Origin of the sequence: Pseudomonas fluvialis, from assembly GCF_014207935.1 — a bacterium.
GTDB lineage: Bacteria > Pseudomonadota > Gammaproteobacteria > Pseudomonadales > Pseudomonadaceae > Aquipseudomonas > Aquipseudomonas fluvialis_A.
The window spans coordinates 276308-299163 of the sequence record NZ_JACHLL010000002.1 but is presented as its reverse complement, the minus strand read 5'-3'; the positions used below and the strand labels follow the sequence as shown (position 1 = coordinate 299163).

Annotated in this window: 21 protein-coding genes; 15 read left to right on the top strand and 6 right to left on the bottom strand. The window is 64.2% G+C overall.

The window, feature by feature from the left end:
* Window positions 1-24: 24 nt before the first annotated feature.
* Together HNP49_RS06475 and HNP49_RS06470 are read right to left on the bottom strand one after the other, a co-directional pair.
* A complete protein-coding gene (locus tag HNP49_RS06475) occupies window positions 25-426 on the bottom strand; it encodes a YbaN family protein (protein WP_184681652.1) in 402 nt (133 codons plus the stop codon).
* A gap of 7 nt (window positions 427-433) precedes the next feature.
* Window positions 434-1021: a YecA family protein gene (locus HNP49_RS06470; protein WP_184681650.1), complete on the bottom strand. Its 588-nt coding sequence runs from the start codon at window positions 1019-1021 to the stop codon at window positions 434-436.
* Between the two features lie 150 nt (window positions 1022-1171).
* Here HNP49_RS06470 and recQ point away from each other — a divergent pair, with 150 nt between their 5' ends.
* The 6 genes from recQ to HNP49_RS06440 all read left to right on the top strand — a co-directional run bounded on the left by recQ (window position 1172) and on the right by HNP49_RS06440 (window position 10190).
* On the top strand, window positions 1172-3301 hold the full coding sequence (gene recQ / locus HNP49_RS06465) for a DNA helicase RecQ (RefSeq protein WP_184681648.1): 2130 nt from the start codon (window positions 1172-1174) through the stop codon (window positions 3299-3301).
* A 65-nt stretch (window positions 3302-3366) separates the two neighbouring features.
* Window positions 3367-4524, top strand: a complete 1158-nt coding sequence (locus tag HNP49_RS06460) for a diguanylate cyclase (RefSeq protein ID WP_184681646.1) — start codon at window positions 3367-3369, stop codon at window positions 4522-4524.
* A gap of 111 nt (window positions 4525-4635) precedes the next feature.
* A complete protein-coding gene (locus HNP49_RS06455) occupies window positions 4636-5652 on the top strand; it encodes a DUF2804 domain-containing protein (protein WP_184681644.1) in 1017 nt (338 codons plus the stop codon).
* A 376-nt stretch (window positions 5653-6028) separates the two neighbouring features.
* Window positions 6029-6463, top strand: coding sequence for a MarR family transcriptional regulator (locus HNP49_RS06450; protein ID WP_184681642.1), 435 nt, complete (start codon window positions 6029-6031; stop codon window positions 6461-6463).
* Window positions 6463-7875: a DHA2 family efflux MFS transporter permease subunit gene (locus HNP49_RS06445; protein ID WP_184681640.1), complete on the top strand. Its 1413-nt coding sequence runs from the start codon at window positions 6463-6465 to the stop codon at window positions 7873-7875. The genes HNP49_RS06450 and HNP49_RS06445 overlap by 1 nt, the downstream gene beginning before the upstream one ends.
* 173 nt (window positions 7876-8048) lie before the next feature.
* Entirely contained in the window at window positions 8049-10190 is a 2142-nt protein-coding gene (locus HNP49_RS06440; protein ID WP_184681638.1) for a FimV/HubP family polar landmark protein, read from the top strand.
* A 60-nt stretch (window positions 10191-10250) separates the two neighbouring features.
* On the opposite strand, the gene HNP49_RS06435 is transcribed toward HNP49_RS06440, so the two are convergent.
* Window positions 10251-11312 (bottom strand): SMP-30/gluconolactonase/LRE family protein, encoded by a 1062-nt coding sequence (locus tag HNP49_RS06435; RefSeq protein WP_184681636.1) that lies wholly within the window; start codon window positions 11310-11312, stop codon window positions 10251-10253.
* A 148-nt stretch (window positions 11313-11460) separates the two neighbouring features.
* On the opposite strand from HNP49_RS06435, the gene rnd reads away from it, so the two are divergent.
* The 4 genes from rnd (at window position 11461) to HNP49_RS06415 (ending at window position 14685) form a co-directional block, all read left to right on the top strand.
* Window positions 11461-12582, top strand: coding sequence for a ribonuclease D (rnd, locus tag HNP49_RS06430; protein ID WP_184681634.1), 1122 nt, complete (start codon window positions 11461-11463; stop codon window positions 12580-12582).
* Window positions 12579-12872, top strand: coding sequence for a YcgL domain-containing protein (locus HNP49_RS06425; protein WP_184681632.1), 294 nt, complete (start codon window positions 12579-12581; stop codon window positions 12870-12872). The genes rnd and HNP49_RS06425 overlap by 4 nt, the downstream gene beginning before the upstream one ends.
* Window positions 12873-12934: 62 nt before the next feature.
* Window positions 12935-13384: a YcgN family cysteine cluster protein gene (locus HNP49_RS06420; RefSeq protein WP_184681630.1), complete on the top strand. Its 450-nt coding sequence runs from the start codon at window positions 12935-12937 to the stop codon at window positions 13382-13384.
* Window positions 13385-13461: 77 nt separating this feature from the next.
* Complete coding sequence (locus tag HNP49_RS06415; RefSeq protein WP_184681628.1) at window positions 13462-14685, top strand: hypothetical protein; 1224 nt, start codon at window positions 13462-13464, stop codon at window positions 14683-14685.
* Window positions 14686-14873: 188 nt separating this feature from the next.
* Here HNP49_RS06415 and HNP49_RS06410 read toward each other — a convergent pair whose 3' ends face one another.
* Window positions 14874-15242: a YajD family HNH nuclease gene (locus tag HNP49_RS06410; RefSeq protein WP_095939218.1), complete on the bottom strand. Its 369-nt coding sequence runs from the start codon at window positions 15240-15242 to the stop codon at window positions 14874-14876.
* Between the two features lie 160 nt (window positions 15243-15402).
* Between HNP49_RS06410 and HNP49_RS06405 the strand changes: the two genes are divergently transcribed.
* Window positions 15403-15942 (top strand): hypothetical protein, encoded by a 540-nt coding sequence (locus HNP49_RS06405; RefSeq protein WP_184681626.1) that lies wholly within the window; start codon window positions 15403-15405, stop codon window positions 15940-15942.
* Window positions 15943-16110: 168 nt separating this feature from the next.
* On the opposite strand, the gene HNP49_RS06400 is transcribed toward HNP49_RS06405, so the two are convergent.
* Window positions 16111-17478 carry a TIGR01777 family oxidoreductase gene (locus HNP49_RS06400; RefSeq protein ID WP_184681624.1) on the bottom strand — a complete coding sequence of 456 codons (1368 nt, stop codon included), beginning with the start codon at window positions 17476-17478 and terminating at the stop codon, window positions 16111-16113.
* Window positions 17478-19511, bottom strand: a complete 2034-nt coding sequence (locus tag HNP49_RS06395) for a S9 family peptidase (protein WP_184681623.1) — start codon at window positions 19509-19511, stop codon at window positions 17478-17480. The genes HNP49_RS06400 and HNP49_RS06395 overlap by 1 nt, the downstream gene beginning before the upstream one ends.
* Window positions 19512-19589: 78 nt before the next feature.
* Between HNP49_RS06395 and HNP49_RS06390 the strand changes: the two genes are divergently transcribed.
* The 4 genes from HNP49_RS06390 (at window position 19590) to HNP49_RS06375 (ending at window position 22759) form a co-directional block, all read left to right on the top strand.
* Window positions 19590-20066, top strand: coding sequence for an MFS transporter (locus tag HNP49_RS06390; protein WP_184682512.1), 477 nt, complete (start codon window positions 19590-19592; stop codon window positions 20064-20066).
* Window positions 20067-20080: 14 nt separating this feature from the next.
* Window positions 20081-20527: an HIT family protein gene (locus HNP49_RS06385; RefSeq protein ID WP_184681621.1), complete on the top strand. Its 447-nt coding sequence runs from the start codon at window positions 20081-20083 to the stop codon at window positions 20525-20527.
* Window positions 20528-20529: 2 nt separating this feature from the next.
* On the top strand, window positions 20530-21306 hold the full coding sequence (locus HNP49_RS06380; RefSeq protein ID WP_184681619.1) for a class II glutamine amidotransferase: 777 nt from the start codon (window positions 20530-20532) through the stop codon (window positions 21304-21306).
* Window positions 21307-21547: 241 nt separating this feature from the next.
* Window positions 21548-22759 (top strand): aspartate aminotransferase family protein, encoded by a 1212-nt coding sequence (locus tag HNP49_RS06375; protein ID WP_184681618.1) that lies wholly within the window; start codon window positions 21548-21550, stop codon window positions 22757-22759.
* Window positions 22760-22856 lie beyond the last annotated feature (97 nt).

Sequence of the window (22856 nt, the reverse complement as noted above, 5' to 3'; positions counted from 1 at the left end):
TGCCGCTGGTCGGAAGTTGCCGGATCAGCGCAGCGGTAGGGTCTTCTGCTTGAGGATATACAGCGTCACCAGGGTGCCGCTGCACAGCATGAACAGGCGTGCCGGCAGCACGGGCACCAGGTAGCAGGACAGGCCGATGCTGCACCACATCAGGCCGATGCTGTAGACCTTGGCTTTGAGTGGAATGCCATGGCCGTCCAGGTAGTCGCGTACCCAGGGGCCGAGGCGCGGGTGTTCGACCAGCCACAGGTAGAAGCGCCGCGAGCTGCGGGCGAAACAGGCGGCGGCCAGGAGTAGGAAGGGGGTGGTGGGCAGCACCGGCAGGAAGATGCCGATGATGCCGAGGGTCACGCTGAGCCAGCCGATCGCCAGCAGCAGCGTGCGGATCACGGGCGAACGGCTTTGCTCGATGTCGCGGTGCGACATGCGGGGCTCAGTGGTGGCGGGGCTTGAGCAGCGCCGGCTTTTCTTCCGGGGCGTTGAACAGCAGGAACAGAGCGGTGAGGATTTCCGGGATCTGCTCGATCATCTCGTCCATCAGGTCCGGGTTGCTGGCCATTTCGGCAAACTCCGGCTGATCCTCGAACAGGCCGGAGCCGACCATGATCGGCAGCAGCAGCTCACTGACTTCGTCCTCGGCATTTTCGAACCAGGCACCTTCGCGCAGGAATACGCCTTCCATGAAACCGATGCACCAGCCACGCAGGTCGGCGTCGTCCGGCTCTTCGCCCAGGTCCAGCTCGCAGGGCAGCTCCATGTCGTCGTCGCTGGCCAGCTGACGGCCGATATGGGCCTTGAGCTGTTGCAGGGTTTCTTCGATTTCGGCGCGCTCAGCGTCGCTGCGGTAGTGCGGCGGCTCGGCGAACAGGGCGTCGATCCACTCGCGCGCCGGCACCTGCTCGGTGCAGATGGCCAGGGCGGTCAGGTAGCCATGGGCCGCCATGTAGTCCAGAGCTTCCTCGTGCAGGTCATCGGCATCGAGGAAGGCTTGCAGGCGGTGCAGTTGCTCAGCGAAGGACATCGGGGGCTACCTTGAGGGATCGTTCGAATGTATGGCCGTGAAGTTTAGCCTCGTGGACCGCTAAAAGCACGGCCGACAGGCGAGGCCATCGTCCCGGCATGGCTGGCGTATACTGCGCGCCCGGATTTGCCAGCCATTCAGACTTACGCCATGTCTTCTGCCGCTTCGCGCATTCTCAAAGATGTTTTCGGATACGACGCCTTCCGTGGCCAGCAGGCGGCGATCATCCAGCGCGTGGCCGAGGGCGGCGATGCCCTGGTGCTGATGCCTACTGGCGGCGGCAAATCGCTGTGCTATCAGGTGCCGGCCCTGTTGCGCGAAGGCCTGGCGGTGGTGGTGTCGCCGCTGATCGCGCTGATGGAAGACCAAGTTTCCACCCTGGATGAGCTGGGTGTCGCTGCTGTGGCGCTGAATTCCAGCCTGAGTGCCGACGAGCAGCGCGAGGTGGCCGAGCGCATTCGCCAGGGTGAGATCAAACTGCTCTATGTGGCCCCGGAGCGTCTGGTGCAGCCGCGCATGCTGGCGTTTCTGCAGCGCCTGCAGATTGCCCTGTTCGCCATCGATGAAGCCCACTGCGTGTCCCAGTGGGGCCATGATTTCCGCCCGGAATACCTGCAGCTGGGGCAGTTGGCCGAGCTGTTCCCCAACGTGCCGCGGATTGCCCTGACCGCCACGGCGGACAAGCGCACCCGCGAGGAGATCGCCCAGCGCCTGCACCTGGATCAGGCCGAACGCTTCCTCTCCAGTTTCGACCGGCCGAACATCTTCTACCGCATCGTGCCCAAGGATCAGCCGCGCAAGCAGCTGCTGGCCTTCCTCGCCGAGCGCAAGGGCGATGCCGGCATCGTCTACTGCCTGTCGCGCAAGAAGGTCGATGAGGTGGCGGCCTTTCTCAGCGCCCAGGGCTTCCCGGCGCTGCCGTACCACGCCGGGCTGCCCAGCGAGCTGCGCAGTTACCACCAGAAGCGCTTTCTCAATGAGGAAGGCCTGATCATGGTGGCGACCATTGCCTTCGGCATGGGGATCGACAAGCCCAACGTGCGTTTCGTGGCCCACCTCGATCTGCCCAAGTCGCTGGAAGCCTATTACCAGGAAACCGGCCGTGCCGGCCGCGACGGCCTGCCGGCCGATGCCTGGATGGCCTACGGCCTGCAGGATGTGCTGCTGCTCAAGCAGATGCTGGCCAACTCCGAAGGCAATGATCGGCACAAGCGCATCGAGCAGCACAAGCTCGAAGCCATGCTGGCCCTGTGCGAAGAGATCCGCTGTCGGCGCCAGGCGCTGCTGGCCTATTTCGACGAGGAGTTGGCCAAGCCCTGCGGGCATTGCGACAACTGCATCGACGGGGTGCAGACCTGGGATGCCACCGAGCCGGCGCGTCAGGCGCTGTCGGCGATCTACCGCAATGGCCAGCGCTATGGCGTCGGTCATCTGGTGGATATCCTGCTGGGGCGCGAGAACGACAAGATCCGCGCCTCCGGCCACCAGCACCTGGCGGTTTTCGGCGTTGGCAAGGCGCTCAACGAGGGCGAGTGGCGCAGCCTGTTCCGCCAACTGGTAGGGCGCGGTCTGGCCGATATCGACCTGGATGGCTTTGGCGGGCTGCGCCTGTCCGAGACCTGCCGTCCTCTGCTGCGTGGGGAAGTGACCCTGCAGTTGCGCCGTGATCTGAAACCGCAGACGGCGCCGAAGGCGTCGGCCAGCGCGGCCAGCCAGCTGGTGCGTGCCGATGAGCGCGCCACCTGGGAGGCGCTGCGAGCCCTGCGTCGGCGCCTGGCCGAGGAGCACGAAGTGCCGCCTTACGTGATCTTCCCCGACTCGACCCTGCTGGAGATGCTGCGCAGCCAGCCGCGCACCCTCAGCGACATGGCGCGGGTCAGCGGGGTTGGTGCACGCAAGCTGGATCGTTATGGCGAGGCCTTCCTCGACGTGCTCAATCAGGGCGAGGAAGCGGCGCCTGCGGTGGTCGCCGACCTGCGCCACGAACTGGTCAGCCTGGCCCGTGCCGGCATGACCCCGGCGCAGATCGCCAACCAGCTCAAGTGCGCGGAAAAGAGCGTGTACAACCTGCTGGCCGAGGCCATTACCCGTAACCAGCTGTCGCTGGAGCAGGCGCTGGATCTGCCCGAGGAGCTGCTGGGCGAGATCCAGGATGCCTTCCTCGATGGCGACGGCGATCTGCCGCCGGCGGCTGCGATCGCGCCGATGTTCCACGGGCGGGTCGAGGAGGGCGTGCTGTACTGCGTGCGCGCCGCACTGCAGAGCGAGTTCGAGCTCTAGCCTCGCTTGTGGCGTGCTGCCGTAGGGGCTAAGGTTCACTGAACCCGTTCCGATAAGGCATCTGTTTGTCCCCTCATCAGGCCTGGCTGGACGAAGTCCGCCCCAATCCCTACGTCGACCAGTTGCTGGGTGGTTTTACCTGGCTGCGTTTTCGTGGGCCTCTGGAGCGCGAATATCGCGAGGCTCAGTTCGCCCAGACCCAGAGCCTGCTGCGCATCACCCTGGCGGTAGGGACGATCCTCTGGCTGCTGTTTGCCATCCTCGATCACCTGCTGATCAGCAGCAGCGAGCGCTGGTGGATGAGCGCGGTGCGCCTGGTGGTGCTGGCGGTATTGCTGGGCTGTGGCGCGCTGCTCTGGCGCGGCCACCGGCAGCATCTGGAGTGGATGAGCATGGCCAGCATCGCCGCCCTTGGGGTTGGCGCTGCGGTGGTGGTGGCGATCGCCCACGGGGTGGACCACAACTTCCCCTACGAGGGTCTGCTGCTGATCAGCATGGCGGGCTACTTCCTCGCCGGTCTGCGCTTGCGCCAGGCACTGCTGGTGTCCCTGCTGGGTGTCGTGGCTTACGGGGTTGGCGAGTGGTGGGTGGGCTTTCCGCTGGCGCGACTGATCAATAACCTGCTGTTTCTGCTGTCCGGCAGTGTGGTCGGCGCGGTGGGGTGCTACCTGCTGGAGTACAAGTCGCGGGAAAGCTTTCTCAATACCCGGCTGATGCAGCTGCTGGCGGATCGCGACGGGCTGACCAGCCTGCATAACCGGCGCAGCTTCAATCGGCAGATGACCTCGCTGTGGCGTCAGGGCCAGCGCGACGGCGTGCCGCTGTCGTTGTTGATTGCCGATGTCGATCACTTCAAGGCCTACAACGATGCCTACGGCCATCATGCCGGCGACCATGCCTTGCAGGCGGTGGCGAGGTTGGTCGAGGAACGGGCGCGGCGGCCGCTGGACATGGCGGTGCGTCTGGGTGGCGAGGAGTTTGCCGTGCTGCTGTACGGGAGCGATCAGGCCGTGGCGCTGCAGCTTGCCGAAGGCTTGCGCGTGGAGCTTGAGCAACTGGGCATCGAGCATCGTGGTTCCAGCTCGGGCGCTGTGCTGACGCTCTCGGTCGGCGTGGCCACGCTGCAGCCCGCTGAAGGTCTGGCGCTGACCCAGCTGTATGAACAGGCCGACCGGGCGCTGTACCTGGCCAAGGCCAATGGCCGTAATCAAATCGCTCACTGAATACAGTCCTGTCGCTGGCCGTTTTTGCCTGCCGGGCTGGCCCGATTGGTGAATTGAGCCCGCCAGGCGCGCTGCTAGGATCGGGCTTTTGACTTTCCGAGGCGTTGCGCCATGCACCAGCTGATCCAGGCCGATGGCCAGCCCCATTACGGCCAGTTTGCCGCGGCTCCCGAGCTGATCAACTACCGCGATTATGATTTCCGCTCGCCCATGGGCCGGCCCCAGGGGGCGTTGGCCAAATGGCGGCGTTTTCACCAGTTCCAGTACTTCGGCATCATCAGCGACCAACTGATCGGCGGCTGCGCGCTGGCCAACCTGAGCCTGCTGGGCGTGGGTTTTGTCTATCTGTTCCACCCGGCCAGCGGGCGCATGATCAAGCGTCAGTTCAAGCTGCCGCTGGGCCTGGGCACGCTGTTCAGCCAGAACCCCAATCAGGGCGTGTGCGAGCTGCGCTGGGGGCACAATCGCCTGCGCCTGGAAAACAGCGGTCCTAGCCTGGAAAAGCACCTTTCGGTGACGCTGGATGACGGCACCTCGATCGAGGCCCGTTTCAGCGAACGCGAGCCGGCTTTCGCGCCGATGTGCCTGTGCACGCCGACGGCGGTCAACGGCTGGGTCTACGCGCAGAAGGTGGCGGGTGTCCGCTGCCAGGGGCACGTGCGCAGCAGCCTTGGCGATTTCGATCTCGGGACCATCGATGCCTTTGCCCACCATGACTGGTCGGCCGGCTACATGCGCCCGGAAACCTTCTGGAACTGGGCCTGCCTGTCCGGGCAGGTCGACGGCCAGCGGGTCGGGCTGAATCTGTCGTGCGGGGTCAACGAGACCAGCTTCAGCGAGAACTGCTTCTGGCTTGATGGCGAACTGATCAAGGTCGACGGTGTGCGCTTTGCCTTCAATCGCGATCAGCCCCTGGAGCCCTGGACCATCACCTCCAACGATGGTCAGGTGGCGTTGCGCTTCAGTGGCGCGGGGCTGCATCAGGAACGGGTCAATGCCGGGCTGATCGCCAGCAACTTCAAGCAGATATTCGGGCGCTTCACCGGCGAATTGCGCCCCAGGGGGCGCCAGTCTGTGCGTATCGACCAGCTCTGGGGCTTTGTTGAGGATCAGTATGCGAAGTGGTAGCCCGGCCTGGGGTGCGACTTAGCGCCTCCTTTGGTCTACTTGTCTGGTGTTTCGCAGTATGGTTAGCTGGCTAATAGTTAGGGTCTGTTCCCGTTTCGGCGCCGCCGCGACGGAGCCGTTTTTGGCGCACAGCTAGGCGCGAGATGCGAAGTTTAGCGAGCTAAATGAGTCATCGAGCAACACCGCTGTGCGCCAAAAACGGCCCGTCCCTTCGGGTTGCGCGGCAAATGGCGCCATGCGTCGTTGCAGGATTTGGCAAGGGAATGACCATTGCCGGCATCCCGCGCCTAGCCTGGCGCCATTTGGCGCAGCAACGCGGCTTGCGCCGAAACGGGAACAGACCCTCGCAATTACCGAACTTTGCGGATCACGATTCATGGCGCAACCCGATAAACACCGTTTTGCCATGCAGCTGGCCCAGCTGTCGCGGGGCTGGCGTGCAGAGCTGGACCGACGCCTGGCCGATCTTGGCTTGTCCCAGGCGCGTTGGCTGGTTCTGTTGCATTTGGCGCGTTTCGAAGGCCTGCCGACCCAGCGTGAGCTGGCGGCCAGCCTGGCTGTGGAGGGGCCGACCCTGGCCCGTCTGCTCGATGGTCTGGAGCAGCAGGGACTGGTGGAACGCCAGGCCGTGGCCGGCGACCGACGCGCGAAGCAGATCAGCCTGTGCCCAGCGGCGCGGCCATTGATCGCGCAGATCGAGGCGATTTCCGGGCAGCTGCGCAACGAACTGTTTGCCGGCATTGACGAGGCCGATCTGCGCCTGTGTCAGCAGGTTCACTCACGCATGCTGGCCAACCTGGAACAGCTCTGATGGCGGCCGATCTGGCGCAGCTGCAGGCGCGCTTCGGCCCCCGTTACCCACTCTGGCTGCTCAGCCTGCTGATGCTGGGCAGCATGGCCCTGGTGCTGGCTTCCACCAGCATCAATGTGGCCCTGCCGGCGATCATGGATGACTTTGCCATTGGCCGGCCGTTGGCCCAGTGGCTGTCGACCGGTTTTCTCGCAGCGATGACGGCCGGTCTGCTGCTGGCCAACTGGACCCAGCAGCGCCTTGGTACTCGCCTGACCGTATTGCTCGGCCTCGGCCTGTTCATCCTCAGCTCGCTGCTGGCTCTGACGGCCGATCAGGCCTGGCAACTGATTGCCGTGCGTATCGCCCAGGGCGGCTGCGCCGGCATCGTCCAGCCGCTGGCCATGGTGTTGATCTTCCGCGTCTATGCCGGCGGTGGTCGTGGCATGGCCCTGGGTATCTATGGCCTGGGGGTGATGATCGCGCCGACCCTGGGGCCGACCATTGGCGGCTATCTGGTCGATCATTTCAGTTGGCCGGCGGTGTTCTGGATGCCGCTGCCGCTATGCGCCCTGGCCATGCTCGGGGCCATCTGGCTGCTGCCGGACGAACGTAGTCCACAGCCGCCACGCCTGGACTACCGGGCATTTCTCTGGCTGTTGCTGGCCTTGTTCGCCGCCCTGGGCAGCCTGGCCGAGGCCCAGCGTTTTGGCTGGTCCGAGCCCCGAGCCTGGGCGCCGGGGTTGCTGGCGGTGCTGGCCGCCTGGCGCTTTGTCCGGCGTAGTCGCCACAGCCCCCAGCCATTGCTGCCGCTGATGCTCTGGCAAAGCGCCGCCTTTCGTCAGGCCAGCTGGGTGGCTCTGGTGCTGGGCCTTGGTCTGTATGGTTCGACCTACCTGATTCCACTGTTCCTGCAGACCGTCGAGGGCTATTCCGCCGGCCGCGCCGGATTGCTGCTGTTGCCGGCCGGGATGGCGTTGGGCCTGGCGTCCTTTGCCGGAGGCTGGTTGTCCGATCGCTTTCCGCTGGCCTGGCTGTTGTGCGCCGGCCTGCTGCTGTTCGCCGCTTCGGCGCTGGGCTTTGCCGTCTGGGGCTCGCCGGCCGGATTCGCCTGGCTATGCCTGTTGGCCTGTCTGGGACGGATCGGTTTCGGCCTGCTGCTGCCGGCGCTGAATGCCGTCGCCCTGGATGCCCTGCCGGAGCAGCATCTGGCCAGCGCGGCGGGCGTGATTACCTTCGTGCGTCAACTGGGTGGCGCCTTCGGCGTCAACCTGCTGACCTACTTCCTCGAGTGGCGGCACGCGGCTCTGGGCAGCAGCGCTTCGGCCGAAGCTGAGGCGTTCGCGCAGACTTTCTGGGTGATGGCATTGTGCTTTATCCTGACCTTGTGGCCAGCTTGGCGCTTGCGTTCGCAGCAGGTGTCCAGCCCATGACCATTCGGCAGATTGTCTGGCGGTGTGGCAAGCACATTGCGTGACAGAGACCATACTGAATGAGGGAGCGGCGCCAGGGTGGTGCCCGCACCATGAGTGGACAGCCCGACCCGCGGTCGTCAAGGGAATGCAGAGATCGGCAAGTCGGTGCTTGAGGAGGCGTTATGCCACAGATGCGCACATTGCTTTTCACGCTCGCTTCCAGTTCGGTGCTGTGCCCGGGAGCCGCGATGGCGCTGGGCCTGGGTGAGATCACCCTGTATTCGGCCCTCAACCAGCCACTGGATGCCCGCATCGAGCTGATCGATGCCAGTCAACTGGAGGCCGACGAGTTCAAGGTGCGCCTGGCCAGCGAGCAGGCATTCGCCCGTGCCGGCGTCGAGCGCTTCTACGTACTCAACGACCTGCGCTTCACCCCGGTGCTGCAGGGCGGCGAGCGTTACATTCGGGTGCAAAGCAACAAGGTCATGCGCGAGCCCTACCTGAACTTCCTGGTGGAAGTGGTGCGCCCCAATGGCCATTTCGTTCGTGAGTTCACCGTGCTGTTCGACCCACCGGAGTCGTCGGCCTATCGCCAGCAGGCAGCACCACTGACCAGCCTGGCGCCCCGTATCGAGCAGCCTGTGCGCAGCCGTATCAGCGTGCCGCAGGTGTTGCCCACCGCCATGCGCGGCGAACGCTATCAGGTGCGTCGCGGCGACAGTCTGTGGCTGATTGCCAAGCGTCTGCAGCAGGCTGGCAGCACGCTCTCGCTGCAGCGTCTGATGGATGGCATTCTCGCACTCAACCCGCAGGCTTTCATGGGCGGGGATGCGTCGCGGCTGAAAGCCGATGTCGAACTGTTGCTACCAGATGAAGCGCGGCCGTTTGCGTCGGCAGAGTCCCCGGCGCCCGTCGCTGACACCTCTGTCGAGGCACCCGCCAGCGCACCGGTCGAAGTTGCCGCCGAGGCTGCGGCGCCTCTGGCCGAGCCTGTGCCGGCTGCCACGGTAGCGACCGAGACGCAGGCCGTGGCGCAGTTGCAGCAGCGCCTGGACAGCGAACTGCAGGCTAACCAGCAGCAGAATGCCGAGCTGATGGCGCAACTGCAGACCCTCAGTCAGCAACTCAACACCCTGCAGCAGGCGGTTAGCCAGCGTGATCAGCAGATCGCTGAACTGCAGCAGCGTCTGCAGCAGACCACCCCTGCGGCTGCCACAGCCGCGCCTTCGGCAGCCGATGCAGCGGTTGCCGAAACACCTGTTGCCGAAACTCCGCCCGCAGCGGCTGCGCCGGCGCCGGCCAGTATCAGCGCCGAAACCCCGAGTACCTGGCACTGGTGGCTGGCTTCCAGCCTGTTGCTGGGAGCCTTGGTCACGGCGGGCTGGTTGCGTCGTGGCAAGCGGCAAGCCCATGCGGCTGCGCCCACTCCGACGCCGCGTGCGGTTGTTGTGCCGCCGCCGCAACAGCCGCCGCGCGCAGCACCGTTGCCACCGGTGCAGGCACCGGCCGAGCAACTGGCTCCGGTTACCCCGGCGCGCAACAGCGATGCCCTGGCGGCGGCCAATGTGTATATCGCCTATGGCAATTTTGCCGAGGCCCGCGCCTGTCTGCGCCAGGCTCTGGAGCAGGATCCCGAGCGTCACGAGCTGCGTCTGCGCCTGTTGGAGGTTCTGGCGCAACTGGGTGACGAGGTGGGCTTCAAGCGTGAGCTGGCCGTGCTGCAGAGCATTCCCGAGTGCGCCACGCCGCTGGCACGTATCCGCGAGCAGTACGCCCAGCAGTCGGGTGGCAAACCCACCGAGGTGGTGCATGAGGCCGTGGCGCCGCTCAATGAAGCCAGTCCGCTGCTGGAGGATGACTTCAAGCTGAACCTGGAGGACCTGCCGCTGGATGCCGACTGGGATCAGATCGAGCCGTTCCAGACCGTGCGTCCGGTGAGCAAGGGTGTGGAGGAGGACAGCCTGATCGGCAGCAACCTCAACGAGTTGCCCGAGGTGTTCGAGATGGGCCATAGCGAACTGACCGAACTGCCGCAGGCGTTCGAACGACGGACCTCGGCACGCCCCGTGGTGGTCGAAGAGGACGAGGAAGTGTCGCCCTGGGGCCGCGAGCCGGTGGGCAAAACCCTCAGCGAGTTCCGCAGCTTCGAGGAAAGCCACGACCTGAGCCATCTGGAAGGCAAGCGTGAGCACCTCAGTCAGCTCAACCAGGCGCTGGCCTATATCGAACAGGGCAACCTGGACGAGGCCTGCAATATCCTCAACCAGCTGATCAGCGATGGCAGCGATGAGCAGAAGCGCGAGGCCAAGGCCTTGCTCTCGCGCATTGCCTGACCTTCGCAGGCAAACAAAAGGGGCCGCAATTGCGGCCCCTTTTCATTGTTGCAGCAGGCCTCAGCGGATCTTCAGCTTGCCGATGCGGTCGTTGTTCAGGCTGCCCAGGTACAGGTAATCGCCCACCGGTTTGGCGGAGGTGATCATGCGCAGGTGGGTGCCGCTGCTGTCATGCAGGCTCTGGACGATTTCGCCCTGCTCATTGAGAGCCACCACCAGACCATAGGGGACGGCTTTCGGCCAAAGTGCGCGGGGCAGCTTGGCCAGCTGGGCCTTGAGCCAGGGGTGGCGGTGCAGGAAATCGGCATCGGCCTTGCGCGGGGTCGGCATGGCTACCCAGAAGGTGCCGGCGCGGTCGCCCTGCAGGTTGTCCGGCAGGCCCGGCAGGTTGTCGATAAAGACATCGCTCTGGCCGGCCTTGTCGCCTTTGAGCCAGTAGCGGGTAATGCGGTAGCGGTAGGTTTCGTTGACCAGCACGAAATCCTCATTGGCCGACAGCGTCACGCCATTGGCGAAGTACAGCTCGCGCAGCAGCACTTCGGTCTGCTTGCTGGCCGGGTCGTAGCGCAGCAGGCGGCCATGGGGGCGGGCTTCGAGCAGGTCGAGCAGGTAGTCAGGCTGATTGAAGCGGCTGGAGGCGTCGCTGAAATAGATGCGGCCGTCGCTGGCGATATCTAGGTCGTCGGTGAAGGCGAACGGCAGGCCGTCAGCGGAGGTGCTGAGCACTTCGATCTGGCCCTTGGGATCGATGCGCAGCAGTCCCTTCCAGGCATCGGCGACAATCAGGTTGCCGCTCTGGTCGAACTCCATGCCCAGCGGGCGGCCCTGAGTGTTGGCGAAGGTCTCGACCTGGCCTTGTGCATCGAGGCGGACAACGCGGCCGTCATGCAGGCCGGCATACAGGCGGCCCAGGCTGTCGACGTCGGTGTCTTCCGGGCCTTCGATCTGGCCAACGGCGAGCAGTTCGGCCTTCATCAGGGTGTCGTTGGGCTCCATCGGGCCGACCGGCAGCGGTGCGGTAGGCGCCTCCCAGGCCAGTGGGCGTATCGGGCTGGGGGTGATGCCGAGGTAAACGGCAACCGCGGCGACCAGCAGGGCGATCAGGCCAAGCAGTTTCTTCATCTTGTTATCTGCCTTGTGACGGGGGAAAGCTCGCGAGCATACAGAGTTTGCCCGGCCCTTGGGCAGGGGCGGGGCGCTCGGTCGGCCTGACCCTGCCCGGCAGAGGGGCGAGCCTATATACTGCGCGGCACTGATGAAGGAGAGCCCTGTGGCGATTGAGATTCACTGGATCCGCGACGATGCGGCGCTGGCCGAGGCCTGCTCCGGCTGGCGGCAATTGCCGTTCGTGGCGCTGGATACCGAGTTCATGCGGGTCGATACCTTCTATCCCAAGGCCGGCCTGGTGCAGGTCGGTGATGGCCAGCGTGCCTGCCTGATCGACCCGTTGCTGGTGAGCGACTGGCGCCCCTTTGCTGCCTTGCTCGAAGACCCGGCCGTGGTCAAGGTGGTGCACGCCTGCAGCGAGGATCTGGAAGTCTTCCTGCGTCTGACCGGCAGCCTGCCACAGCCGCTGTTCGATACCCAGCTGGCTGCGGCCTACCTGAATATCGGTTTCTCCATGGGCTATTCGCGCTTGGTGCAGCATGAGCTGGGTGTCGAGCTGCCCAAGGACGAGACCCGCTCCGACTGGCTGCAGCGCCCGCTGACCGCCATGCAGGAGCTGTACGCCGCGCAGGATGCCGAGTACCTGGTTGAGGTCTATCAGCGCCTGCTGCCGCGCCTGCCGGCAGACAAGCTGGCCTGGCTGCTGGACGACGGTGCCGAGCTGGTGGCCAACCTGCGTCGGGAAAGCGATCCCGAGCTGGCCTATCTGGACGCCAAGCTGGCCTGGAAGCTCAATCCGCAGCAGCTCGCCGTGTTGCGCGCACTCTGCGCCTGGCGCGAGCGCGAGGCGCGCAAGCGCAATCAGCCGCGCAACCGTATCCTGCGAGAGGCGTCGCTGTGGCCCCTGGCGCGTTATCAGCCGGACAACAGCGTGGCCCTGGCGCGTATCGAGGATATGCATCCTCGGACTGTGCGCCAGGATGGCGAAACGCTGCTCAGGCTGATTCGCGAGGCCGCGGCCACGCCGCCCGAGCAGTGCCCAGAGCGTCTGGCCGAGCCCCTGCCGATCGAGGCCAGCGCTGTGCTCAAGCGCCTGCGTGCCATTGGCCTGCAGACCGCTGAGCGTCTGCAGATGGCGCCCGAGCTGATGTTGCGCAAGAAAAACCTGGAAGCCCTGCTGCGCAGTGGCTATCCCAACGGCCCGTACCAGCTGCCCGATTCCCTGCGTGGCTGGCGCCGTGAACTGATGGGTGCCGACCTGCTGGCGGCCCTGGAGCAAGCATGAAACGTATCTGTTCGATCTACCGCAGCCCGCGCAAGCGCGAGATGTACCTCTACGTACTCAAGGCCGACGCGCTAAAGCGCGTGCCCGAAGGCCTGCTCAGTGCCTTCGGTGCACCGCAGCATGCCTTCGACCTGGTGCTCAGCCCAGAGCGTGAGCTGGCCCGCGAGAACATCCACACGGTGCTGGAAAACCTCGACAAGCAGGGCTATCACCTGCAGATGCCGCCGCCCGAGGACGAGTACATCGAGCACCTGCCCGATGAGCTGCTGCGCATGAACGATCCGCTGTGATCGTGCTCCAACTGTCAGGTTTGAGCCGGCCCTGGGCCGGCGTGGTGATGAGGTAGTGGGCCATGGCCGCCAAAGTTGAACCCTTCTGGAAGCGCAAGACTCTTGATCAGCTCGACCAGGACGAGTGGGAGTCGCTCTGCGACGGCTGTGGCCTGTGCTGCCTGCAGAAGCTCGAAGACGAGGACGATGGCAGCGTCTATTACACGCGCATCGCCTGCAAGCTGCTCGACCTCAAGACCTGTCGCTGTACCAACTACGAGAAGCGCCGCGACTTCGTGCCGGACTGCATCCAGCTCACGCCGGCCCAGGCCGACGAGTTCCGCTGGCTGCCGCCGACCTGTGCCTACCGCCTGGTCAGCGAGGGCAAGGACCTGCTGTCCTGGCACCACCTGGTCAGCGGTGATCCGCAGGCCGTGCACGACGCCGGCATTTCCCAGTCCGGCAAGATGCTCGCCGAGCATGCGGTGGCCGAAGAGGACTGGGAAGAACACCTGATTTTCCGCGCGGGCTGATCCCGGCGCGGGCATCCGCTACGCTGCATTCCATTTCCTGTCCGCTGCGGGCAGGTCTGCCAAAAGGATTTTCCATCATGCTTGAGCGTCGTCTCTCCGCCTTGCCGCTGGCTCTGTTGCTGCTCTCCACGCCCTTGCTGGCGAAGAATCGCGTCGATCTGGAATACAACGTGCGTTTCCTGCCGGAATCCGACCAGGCCGAAGTGCGCATTACCCTGGATGAGGGCGAGGAAGTGCGCAGCCTGACCTTCAATCTGGGCAAGAAGGGTTACTACAGCGACTTCCAGACTGACGGCCAATGGCTGCAGAGCGCACCGCACAGCGGTGTCTGGCAGCCCAAGAGTGGCAAATCGAGCCTGACCTACAAGGTCAAGGTCAGCCATGAGCGCGAGGACGGTCGTTTCGATGCGCGCATGACGCCGGACTGGGCGCTGTTGCGTGGCGATGATCTGGTGCCCAGTGCACGTCTCGATCAGGTCGATGGCACCCAGCTGGTGTCGCGCCTGCAGTTCGAGCTGCCCAAAGGCTGGCCGTCGGTGGAAACCGGCTGGCCGCGCATCGGCAAGAACCGCTTCCGTATCGACAACCCGGCGCGCCTGTTCGACCGTCCCACCGGCTGGATGCTGGCCGGCAAGATTGGCAGCCGCCGCGCTCAGTTGGGCAATACCGATGTGACGGTGGCCGCTCCGATCGGCGAGGGCATGCGCCGCATGGATGCACTGACCATGCTCAGCTTCGTCTGGCCGCACGCCCAGTACGTGTTTCCGCGGGATCCGGGCAAGCTGCTGGTGGTCGGCGCGGGTGAGCCGATGTGGCGGGGCGGTCTGTCGGCCGGCAACTCGCTGTTCCTGCATGCCGACCGGCCGCTGGTCAGCGAGAATGGCACCAGCTCCCTGGTGCACGAGCTGACCCATGTGTTCAGTCGCATTCGCGATACCGATCGCAGCGACTGGATCGCCGAGGGGTTGGCCGAGTTCTACGCCATCGAACTGGTGCACCGCGCCGGCGGCATGAGTGAGGACCGCTACGCCAAGGTGCGCGACAAACTGCGCAAATGGAGCAAGCCGGTCACGACCCTGCGCACCGATCAGTCCACCGGGCAGTCCACTGCGCGGGCGGTGATTCTGCTGATGGAACTGGACAAGGAAATCCGCGAGACCACCAAGGGTGAGCTGTCGCTGGATAACGTCACCCGTGGCCTGATGCGCATGGACAAGGTCAGTACCCAGGACTTCATCGCGGTGACCGAAAGCGTTCTGCGCGGGCCGTCCAAGGTGCTGGATACGCCGCTGCTGCGTTGAGAACCTGTTTACGATCTGCTGCGCGTCGCCGATACGGCGTTAAAAACAGCCTCAGAATGCTCATTTACCAGTCGTAAACTGCGCTTCTTCGGCTGTTTTTGCCTTGTCTCGCTCTAGCTCGCAAGACCGTAAACAGGTTCTGAGTCCGCACAAAATGAAAAGGCCCGGTTTGACCGGGCCTTTTCATTTCAGCTGTCGCTCTTGCCGAGCAGCTTTGCCAGATCGGCGAAGGCCTTGTGCTTGACGGTGCTGGCACCGCCGCGGCCAGCGTCGCTGGTCTGGTAGTGCGCATCGACCTGACGCTGGTGCTCATTGTCGTGGCAGTACAGGCACAGCAGCTCCCAGTTGGAGCCGTCTTCGGGGTTGTTGTCGTGATTGTGGTCGCGGTGGTGCACGGTCAGTTCGCTCAGGCGCTTGCCGCTGAACTCGCGCCCGCAGCGGCCGCAGATGTGCGGGTACATGCGCAGGGCCTTGGCCCGGTAGCTCTGCTCGCGGTCGCGCTGGGCTTCGGCAAGCAGGCGATCAACCTTGCTGGTGGGAGAGGGTGGTTGGGCCATGGGGCTGGGCTCCTGAGTGGTCGTGGCGCCAGTCTAACGCCGGTACTGGCAGGCGGCGAGTCGGTACGGCTGTCATTTAACTGACACGCTAAATTCACTGCGCGGTCATGGAACTTCGGCAAGGTGGCAGGCCTCAATCATCGCCTTCCCAGGAGTTGCCATGTCGTTTCTCAAACCAGTTTCCTTCGCCCTGCTGGCAGCCGCCGTCAGTGCCTGTAGCAGCCAGGTTCCCGTGGCCAGCAAGGCCCCGGTGCTGAACAACGAAGACTGGTACCAAGTGCGCACAGAAACCCAGGTGTTTGTCTTCGATGACTACCAGGTATTCAAGAACTTCCTCAGCACCGAGAAGGCCCCGGTTCTGCGCAAACTGGAAGAGAAGGATCCGGCCGGCCAGGAAGTGATTCTCGCCCTGCGTGCCGAGGATCAGGGCAAGCCGCTAGAGCAGATTGCTGCTTACCAGTTCCTCAAGGTGGCTCTGGTGCCTGCCCATCCGTTCTACGGTGAAGTGCGTCAGGAAGGGCGCATTTATGTGTTCAAACGCTACGGCGACATGCGTGACATGGTCCAGCTCGGTGAGCCGATCTTCCGCTACACCGACATTGGCGGTGGCCCGGATGGCGTGTCGGTCACCTATGGCCTGCAGAAGGAAGAAGGTCGTCCAGACGCGACCATCGCTCAGTTCAAGAAGAACCACATGTAAGACGGCGGCAATTGCTGCCCCCGAAAACCCGCCGCGAGCGATCGCAGCGGGTTTTTCCGTTTCTGGTGTCGACTTTTTGAAACACTTTTAGCCCCGCAAGTGCCTTGAGTGCGCTGCTGTATGCATTTGGTAGTGCACATCAATCTGGCGCTGGCTCTCGGCTACAGCTCAGTCGGTCCGAGTCAACTGATGCAGAGCAGAGGGTAGCTCTGGGTAGCGAAACGTGTAGCCCGCCTTGAGCAGTCTCTTGGGAAGTGCCCGCTGTCCGCTGAGCAATACTTCATCGGCCATTTCACCGATAAGCCAGCGCACCAGGAAGGCCGGTACTCGGACCCGGATCAGTGCGGTGGGCAAGTGTCGCTGCAACTGGGTAACAAAATCGGCATGGGTGACAGGGACTGGGGCGCTGAGATTGATCGGTCCTTCTATATCCGGGTGATTGATCAGGAAGGCGCATATATCCAGCACATCATGCAAGTGAATCCACGGCATCCATTGCCTGCCATGCCCCAACTGACTTGCAACGCCAAGCTCAAATGGGCGTTTGAGTTCAGCTAAGGGGCCCCCGTCGCGGCCTAGAACTATGCCTATCCTCAGCAAGCAGACACGGACCCCTAACTCTTGTATCTGCTGTGCGCTTTGCTCCCATTGAGCACAAAGCTGGTGGGAAAAACAGTTGCGTGACGCGCTAGACTCGTCCAGCGGTTGATCCTCCCAGTGTCCGTAGTAGCCAACTGCGGAACCACTGAGTAGAACTTCGGGTTTGTGTTCCAGGCGTTGCACGAGTTGCAACAGCGCCTTGGTGACCGTTATCCGGCTCTGCAGAAAACCGTGCTTGCGGGCAGCGGTCCAGCGCGAGGCGGCTAACGGCTCTCCTGCCAAATTGATGATGCAGTCGATGCGTTCGCTATCGGCAATCTGCGCCATATCGGTCAGACAGGTAACCCGGCCTTGGATCTGTCTGAGGTTTGCTGAGTTGCGAGTCAGCACCAGTACATCGTGGCCAGCCTGGCTTAAGGCGCTGGCTAGTGGGCTGCCGATAAAGCCGCTGCCCCCTGTGAGCAGTATGCGCAGTTGTCGTTTTGGGGCATGCCGTAGCTGCGGTGGTGCTCCCCGCCGGTTGGTGAAGGGCTGCAGGTAGTACAGCGGAATGGCGATCGCGAGTGCCGTAGCAGCATTCAGGCTCGCATGCAGCCACAGATCGAAGTAGACGGAGATGGAGCTGTCGAGCACGCACCAGACCAGCAATGCGTTGAAGATCATCGGCTTGATCTGCCGATGGCCATGCTGGCGGTAGAGCACTATCAGCAGGCTAAACAGCACGCCCCAGCTGGCCACCGTGGGCCCGAATAGACCGACCATGGTTCGCAGCAAGCCATCGAATTCGGCACTGGGCGGTACGCTCGAAACGCTGGCATGCAGGTAGTCGAGGTAGAGCTGACTCACTGGTAGATGGGCTGCAAAGGCTAGAATTATGCCAAGCAAGACATGGCCCAGGCCGACAAGTAGTAACCAGCGGTAGAGCATGGTTTGCATCAGGCTATCCCCAGTATCTTGAATAGGAACGCATACTCCAGGGCCACATCGCGCAGCGCCTGGTAGCGACCGCTCATGCCGCCATGGCCGGCGTCGAAGTCGGTCTTGAGCAGCAGCAGGCGATCATCGGTCTTGTGCGCGCGCAGCTTGGCCACCCATTTGGCTGCTTCCCAGTACTGCACGCGGCTGTCGTGGTAGCCGGCCACGGCCAGCAACGCCGGATAGGCCTGGGGGCGCACATTTTCATAGGGCGCATAAGCCTTGATCCGCGCATGGGCCTCGGCCTCGTTGGGATCACCCCACTCGTCGTACTCGGTCACCGTCAGCGGCAGATCGGGATTGAGCATGGTGTTCAGTACGTCGACGAAGGGCACTTCGGCAATCGCTGCGGCGAACAGCTCGGGACGCTGATTGAGCACGGCGCCGATCAACAGCCCGCCGGCGCTGCCGCCGCTGACAGCCAGCTGCGCGGCTGTGGTCAGTCGCTCGCTGATCAATGTCTCGGCGCAGGCGATAAAGTCGTCGAAGGTGTTCTGCTTGTGTTCCAGCTTGCCGGCGCGGTACCAGGCTTCGCCCAGTTCGCCGCCGCCACGCACATGAGCGATGGCGAAGACGAAGCCGCGCTCCAGCAGGCTCAGGCGGGCATGGGAGAACCAGGGGTCGAGGCATTCGCCATAGGCGCCGTAGCCGTAGAGATAGAGCGGCGCCGGCTGGCCGGTGGCGAGCACCTCGCGGCGGGCCACCAGGCTGATCGGCACCTGGGTGCCGTCCGCCGCCGAAGCCCAGAGGCGGCGGCTGACGTAGGCGTCGGCATCGAACGGCCCTTCCACCGGGGTTTCCTTGAGTACGCACTGTTCGCCGCTGCGCAGGTCCAACTGGCGGATCTGCGCGGGCCGATTGAGTGCCTCGTAACGCAGACGCAGTATCGGGCTGTGGAATTCCAGGCTGTCCTGCACATAGAGGCTATAAGCCGCATCCGGCAGGCTGAGGCGACGGGGCGGCTGGCCGCTGCTGCGCAGCTCCAGCAGCGGCAGGCCGTCTTCGCGCAGGCTGAGGACCATGGCCTCCTGATTGAGACTGAGGCCTTCGAGCATCACGGCTGGATCGTGGGCGATCAGCTCCTGCCAGTGGGAACGTTCCGGGCAGTCTTCCGTCGCCTGGTACAGGGCGAAGTTGATGCCGCTCTGGTTGCTGCGAATCAGCCAGGTCCACTGACCGTCGAGGCGGCCGTGGTCGGGGTAGTACTCATGGCCTTCCTCGCGGCGGGCCAGGCAGCGGAACTCGGCCTGGGGCTGCGCGGCATCCAGCACCCAGGCTTCGCTGGTGGTCTTGCTCGACAGCAGCAGGATCAGCTGGCGTTCGGAGCTGGCCCGGTGACAGCTGAGAAAAAAGCGCCCGTCGGCTTCCTCGAACACCAGGCTGGCGTCTGCCTCACCCAGTCGGTGGCGAAACAGGCGGTGCGGCCGGTGGGTGTCGTCGAGGGTGGTGAAGAACAGGGTCTGGCTGTCGTTGGCCCAGGTCAGGCTGCCGTCGGCATCGCTGAAGGGCAGGGTAGTCACGGCACCGCTGTCGAGATCCTTGACGAACAGCTGGTAGATTTCGTCGCCGCTGCGGTCGAGGCTATAGGCCAGCAGGCGCTGGTCCGGGCTGATGCTGAACGCGCCCAGGCTCAGGTAGCCGCCCTCGGCCAGGGCATTGGGGTCGAGCAACAACTGCTCGCTGGCGTCATCCACGGCCAGGCCGTCGACGGGGCGATTGCAGCGGTAATGCCGCGGGTATTCTTCACCGGCCTGGGTGCGCTGGTAGTACAGGTAGCTGCCCCAGGGTGTCGGCAGGCTGAGGTCGGTCTCGCGGATGCGCCCCTTGATCTCTTGGAACAGCTGCTCGCGCAGGTCATTCTGCTCAGCCAGGGACTCTTCCAGGTAGGCGTTTTCCGCCTGCAGGTAAGCCAGCACGGCCTCGCTGTGGCGCTGCTCCAGCCAGGCATAAGGGTCGGCGCCGTGCTCGGCACGGGCAATCGGGGCGGTAGACATGGCGGGCTCTCTTGGCAGACGACAACGGGCAAAGCCGTTATCATACGTGCCCCCTGACCAGCCATGCCACGCGCCACGATGACCGAGAACGACTATCTGCTTGCCTGGGCTCTCTATGCCGTTGCCGGACTCGGCTGCCTGCTGGTGTGGTTCCAGATGACCGGCTGGATGTGGCGCTGGCTGCGCGAGCCGTTGCGCCTGCTGATGGCGGTGCTGCTGCTGACGCCGACCATCGTCGATCCGGCCAAGGAGCTGTATGCCCCGGCCGTGGCGATTGCCGCGCTGGATATTCTGCTCAAGGTCGGTAACAACCCGCTGGCCTTCTCCGATCTGGCCATGTACGGCGCCATCGGCATGGCCCTCTATCTGGTCTTTGCCTTTCTGCGCTGGCCGCTGGAAAGCTGGTGGCAGTCGCGGCGCAAACCGCGCCAGGCGGTAGTCGAGGACGATGAGCCAACCCTGCGCGAGCTGATGGACCGCGAAGGTCGTGCCGACGTCGATACCCGTCAGGATGCCCACGGCGATCGTCGCCTGCGCATCGAACCGCGTCTGTAGCACGGAGCGTCAGCATGGACTGCGTGTTCTGTGCCATCGCTGCCGGGCAGTTGCCGTCCTACCGCCTGTATGAAGACGAAGACTTCATCGTCCTGCTGGATATCTTTCCGCTGCGCCCGGCTCATTTGCTGATCGTGTCGCGCCAGCATGCCCCCTATCTGCATGAGTTGCCCGCGCCGGTACAGGCACGTCTGCTGCCGTTGGCCGAGCGCCTGGCGCGGGTGCTGCGCCGCGCCGGGTATGGCGAGTACGGCATCAATCTGCTGATCAACGACGGGCCCGAAGCCAACCAGCACGTGCCACACCTGCATCTGCACCTGATTCCGCGTCGGCGCGGCGATGTACCGGCCTTGCTGCTGCGCGTGCTCACGCGTTTCCTGCCGTTTGGCCGCCAGCGCCTGCAGCGCCGCCTGCAAGCCGAGCAGCAGCGTTTGCAGGCCGCCCTGGCCGAGGAAGCCTGAGCATGTGCGAACTGCTGGGCATGAACGCCAATGTGCCGACCGATATCGTCTTCAGCTTCACCGGCCTGATGCAGCGTGGCGGTCGTACCGGGCCGCACAAGGACGGCTGGGGCGTGGCTTTTTACGAGGGCCGGGGTGTGCGCCTCTTTCAGGACCCGGCGCCGGGTTGCGACTCGGAAGTCGCCCAGCTGGTGCAGCGCTTTCCGATCAAGAGCGAAGTGGTCATCGCCCATGTGCGTCAGGCCAACGTGGGGCAGGTCTGCCTGGCCAACACCCATCCGTTCGTGCGTGAGCTGTGGGGACGCAACTGGTGCTTTGCCCACAACGGCCAGCTGACGGCTTTCACCGGTCGGCGTGATTTCTATTGTCCGGTGGGTGATACCGACAGCGAGGCGGTGTTCTGCGATCTGCTCAACCGTATCCGCGGCGCCTTTGCCGATGATGCTCCGGTGCAGTTGTTGCTGCCACTGCTGCTCAATGCCTGCGCCGAGTACCGCCGTCAGGGCGTGTTCAACTGCCTTCTGAGCAATGGCCAGTGGCTGTTCGGCTTCTGCAGTACCAAGCTGGCGCGGATTACCCGGCGTGCGCCCTTTGGCCCTGCGCACCTCAAGGATGTCGAGCTGGAAGTCGACTTCCACGCGCAGACCACCGCCAATGACGTGGTCACCGTGCTGGCCACCGAAGCACTCACCGACAACGAGCAATGGACCCTGTTCCAGCCGGGCGAATGGGGACTGTGGGCGGCTGGTGAGTGCATCGCCAGCGGGCGCCTCGACTGAAGCCACTTCTGGTGCGGGCCGTCTGGCTTGGCGGTAAAAGCCGTCAAATTGCCGTCGAATGGGTCCTAATACGTCTGCGCTGCGTTTAAACTGCGCCTTCCCGTCGCTTTCTGTCGCTTTTCTGTAAGCCCCGGCTGGCGCTGGGTTGGCGCTGTAAGAAGTTGTCGCATGGCGGCAATGCCGGTTGCCAATCAGTCCCTACAATCCTTTCATCGATAGCCGCTCTAGGCAGGAGACCCCGATGTCCGCTTCGCATGTGCAACGCGCCGATTTCGATCAGGTAATGGTTCCCAACTACGCTCCGGCCGCCTTTATTCCGGTTCGCGGCGAAGGCTCCCGCGTCTGGGACCAGTCGGGCCGCGAGCTGATCGACTTTGCCGGCGGCATCGCCGTCAACACCCTCGGTCATGCCCATCCGGCACTGGTCAAGGCGCTCACCGAGCAGGCGGGCCAGCTCTGGCATATCTCCAACGTGTTCACCAACGAGCCGGCCCTGCGCCTGGCGCACAAGCTGGTAGACGCGACCTTTGCCGACCGCGTGTTCTTCTGCAACTCTGGCGCCGAGGCCAACGAGGCGGCGCTGAAGCTGGCGCGTCGTTATGCCTGCGAAGAGTTCGGTGAAGACAAGTACGAAATCATCGCGGCGCTGAACAGCTTCCACGGCCGCACCCTGTTTACCGTCAACGTCGGCGGCCAACCCAAGTATTCCGACGGCTTCGGCCCGAAGATCGCCGGGATCACGCACATTCCGTACAACGATCTGGACGCGCTGAAAGCGGCCATTTCGGACAAGACCTGCGCGGTCATCCTGGAGCCGGTGCAGGGCGAGGGCGGCGTACTGCCGGCCCAGCAGGCCTATCTGGAAGGTGCCCGCGAGCTGTGCAACCAGCACAACGCGCTGCTGATCTTCGACGAAGTGCAGACCGGCATGGGCCGTAGCGGCCACCTGTATGCCTACCAGCATTACGGCGTAACTCCGGACATCCTCTCCAGTGCCAAGAGCCTGGGTGGCGGCTTCCCGATCGGCGCCATGCTGACCACGGACGCAATTGCCAAACACCTGGCGGTCGGCACTCACGGCACCACCTACGGCGGCAACCCGTTGGCCTGCGCGGTGGGCGAAGCGGTGATCGACATCGTCAACACCCCCGAGGTGCTGGCCGGTGTGAATGCCAAGAGCGAGCAGTTCCGTTCGCGCCTGCTGGCCATCGGTCAGGCCACCGGCCTGTTCAGTGAAGTGCGTGGCCTGGGCCTGTTGCTCGGTTGCGTGCTCAGCGATGCCTGGAAAGGCAAGGCCAAGGCGGTACTGGATGCCGCGGCCGCAGAAGGCGTGATGGTGCTGCAGGCCAGCCCGGACGTGGTGCGTTTCGCCCCGAGCCTGGTGGTGGAAGACGCCGATATCGATGAAGGCCTCAAGCGTTTCGAACGTGCCGTGCGTCAGTTGACGGCATGACGGGCGGTCGCGTGCCTGGGCGCGCGACCTGACGATTCCATGCGTACCGGGGTGACCCTCATCCCCCGGTTTTCTCTGGCAGGCCCAGGTTTGCCGG

Coding starts and splice junctions, on each gene's coding strand:
- HNP49_RS06475 (WP_184681652.1), bottom strand. CDS start 426: ATGTCGCACCGCGACATCGAGCAAAGCCGTTCGCCCGTGATCCGCACG.
- HNP49_RS06470 (WP_184681650.1), bottom strand. CDS start 1,021: ATGTCCTTCGCTGAGCAACTGCACCGCCTGCAAGCCTTCCTCGATGCC.
- recQ (WP_184681648.1), top strand. CDS start 1,172: ATGTCTTCTGCCGCTTCGCGCATTCTCAAAGATGTTTTCGGATACGAC.
- HNP49_RS06455 (WP_184681644.1), top strand. CDS start 4,636: ATGCACCAGCTGATCCAGGCCGATGGCCAGCCCCATTACGGCCAGTTT.
- HNP49_RS06450 (WP_184681642.1), top strand. CDS start 6,029: ATGGCGCAACCCGATAAACACCGTTTTGCCATGCAGCTGGCCCAGCTG.
- HNP49_RS06445 (WP_184681640.1), top strand. CDS start 6,463: ATGGCGGCCGATCTGGCGCAGCTGCAGGCGCGCTTCGGCCCCCGTTAC.
- HNP49_RS06440 (WP_184681638.1), top strand. CDS start 8,049: ATGCGCACATTGCTTTTCACGCTCGCTTCCAGTTCGGTGCTGTGCCCG.
- HNP49_RS06435 (WP_184681636.1), bottom strand. CDS start 11,312: ATGAAGAAACTGCTTGGCCTGATCGCCCTGCTGGTCGCCGCGGTTGCC.
- HNP49_RS06425 (WP_184681632.1), top strand. CDS start 12,579: ATGAAACGTATCTGTTCGATCTACCGCAGCCCGCGCAAGCGCGAGATG.
- HNP49_RS06420 (WP_184681630.1), top strand. CDS start 12,935: ATGGCCGCCAAAGTTGAACCCTTCTGGAAGCGCAAGACTCTTGATCAG.
- HNP49_RS06415 (WP_184681628.1), top strand. CDS start 13,462: ATGCTTGAGCGTCGTCTCTCCGCCTTGCCGCTGGCTCTGTTGCTGCTC.
- HNP49_RS06410 (WP_095939218.1), bottom strand. CDS start 15,242: ATGGCCCAACCACCCTCTCCCACCAGCAAGGTTGATCGCCTGCTTGCC.
- HNP49_RS06405 (WP_184681626.1), top strand. CDS start 15,403: ATGTCGTTTCTCAAACCAGTTTCCTTCGCCCTGCTGGCAGCCGCCGTC.
- HNP49_RS06400 (WP_184681624.1), bottom strand. CDS start 17,478: ATGCAAACCATGCTCTACCGCTGGTTACTACTTGTCGGCCTGGGCCAT.
- HNP49_RS06395 (WP_184681623.1), bottom strand. CDS start 19,511: ATGTCTACCGCCCCGATTGCCCGTGCCGAGCACGGCGCCGACCCTTAT.
- HNP49_RS06390 (WP_184682512.1), top strand. CDS start 19,590: ATGACCGAGAACGACTATCTGCTTGCCTGGGCTCTCTATGCCGTTGCC.
- HNP49_RS06385 (WP_184681621.1), top strand. CDS start 20,081: ATGGACTGCGTGTTCTGTGCCATCGCTGCCGGGCAGTTGCCGTCCTAC.
- HNP49_RS06380 (WP_184681619.1), top strand. CDS start 20,530: ATGTGCGAACTGCTGGGCATGAACGCCAATGTGCCGACCGATATCGTC.
- HNP49_RS06375 (WP_184681618.1), top strand. CDS start 21,548: ATGTCCGCTTCGCATGTGCAACGCGCCGATTTCGATCAGGTAATGGTT.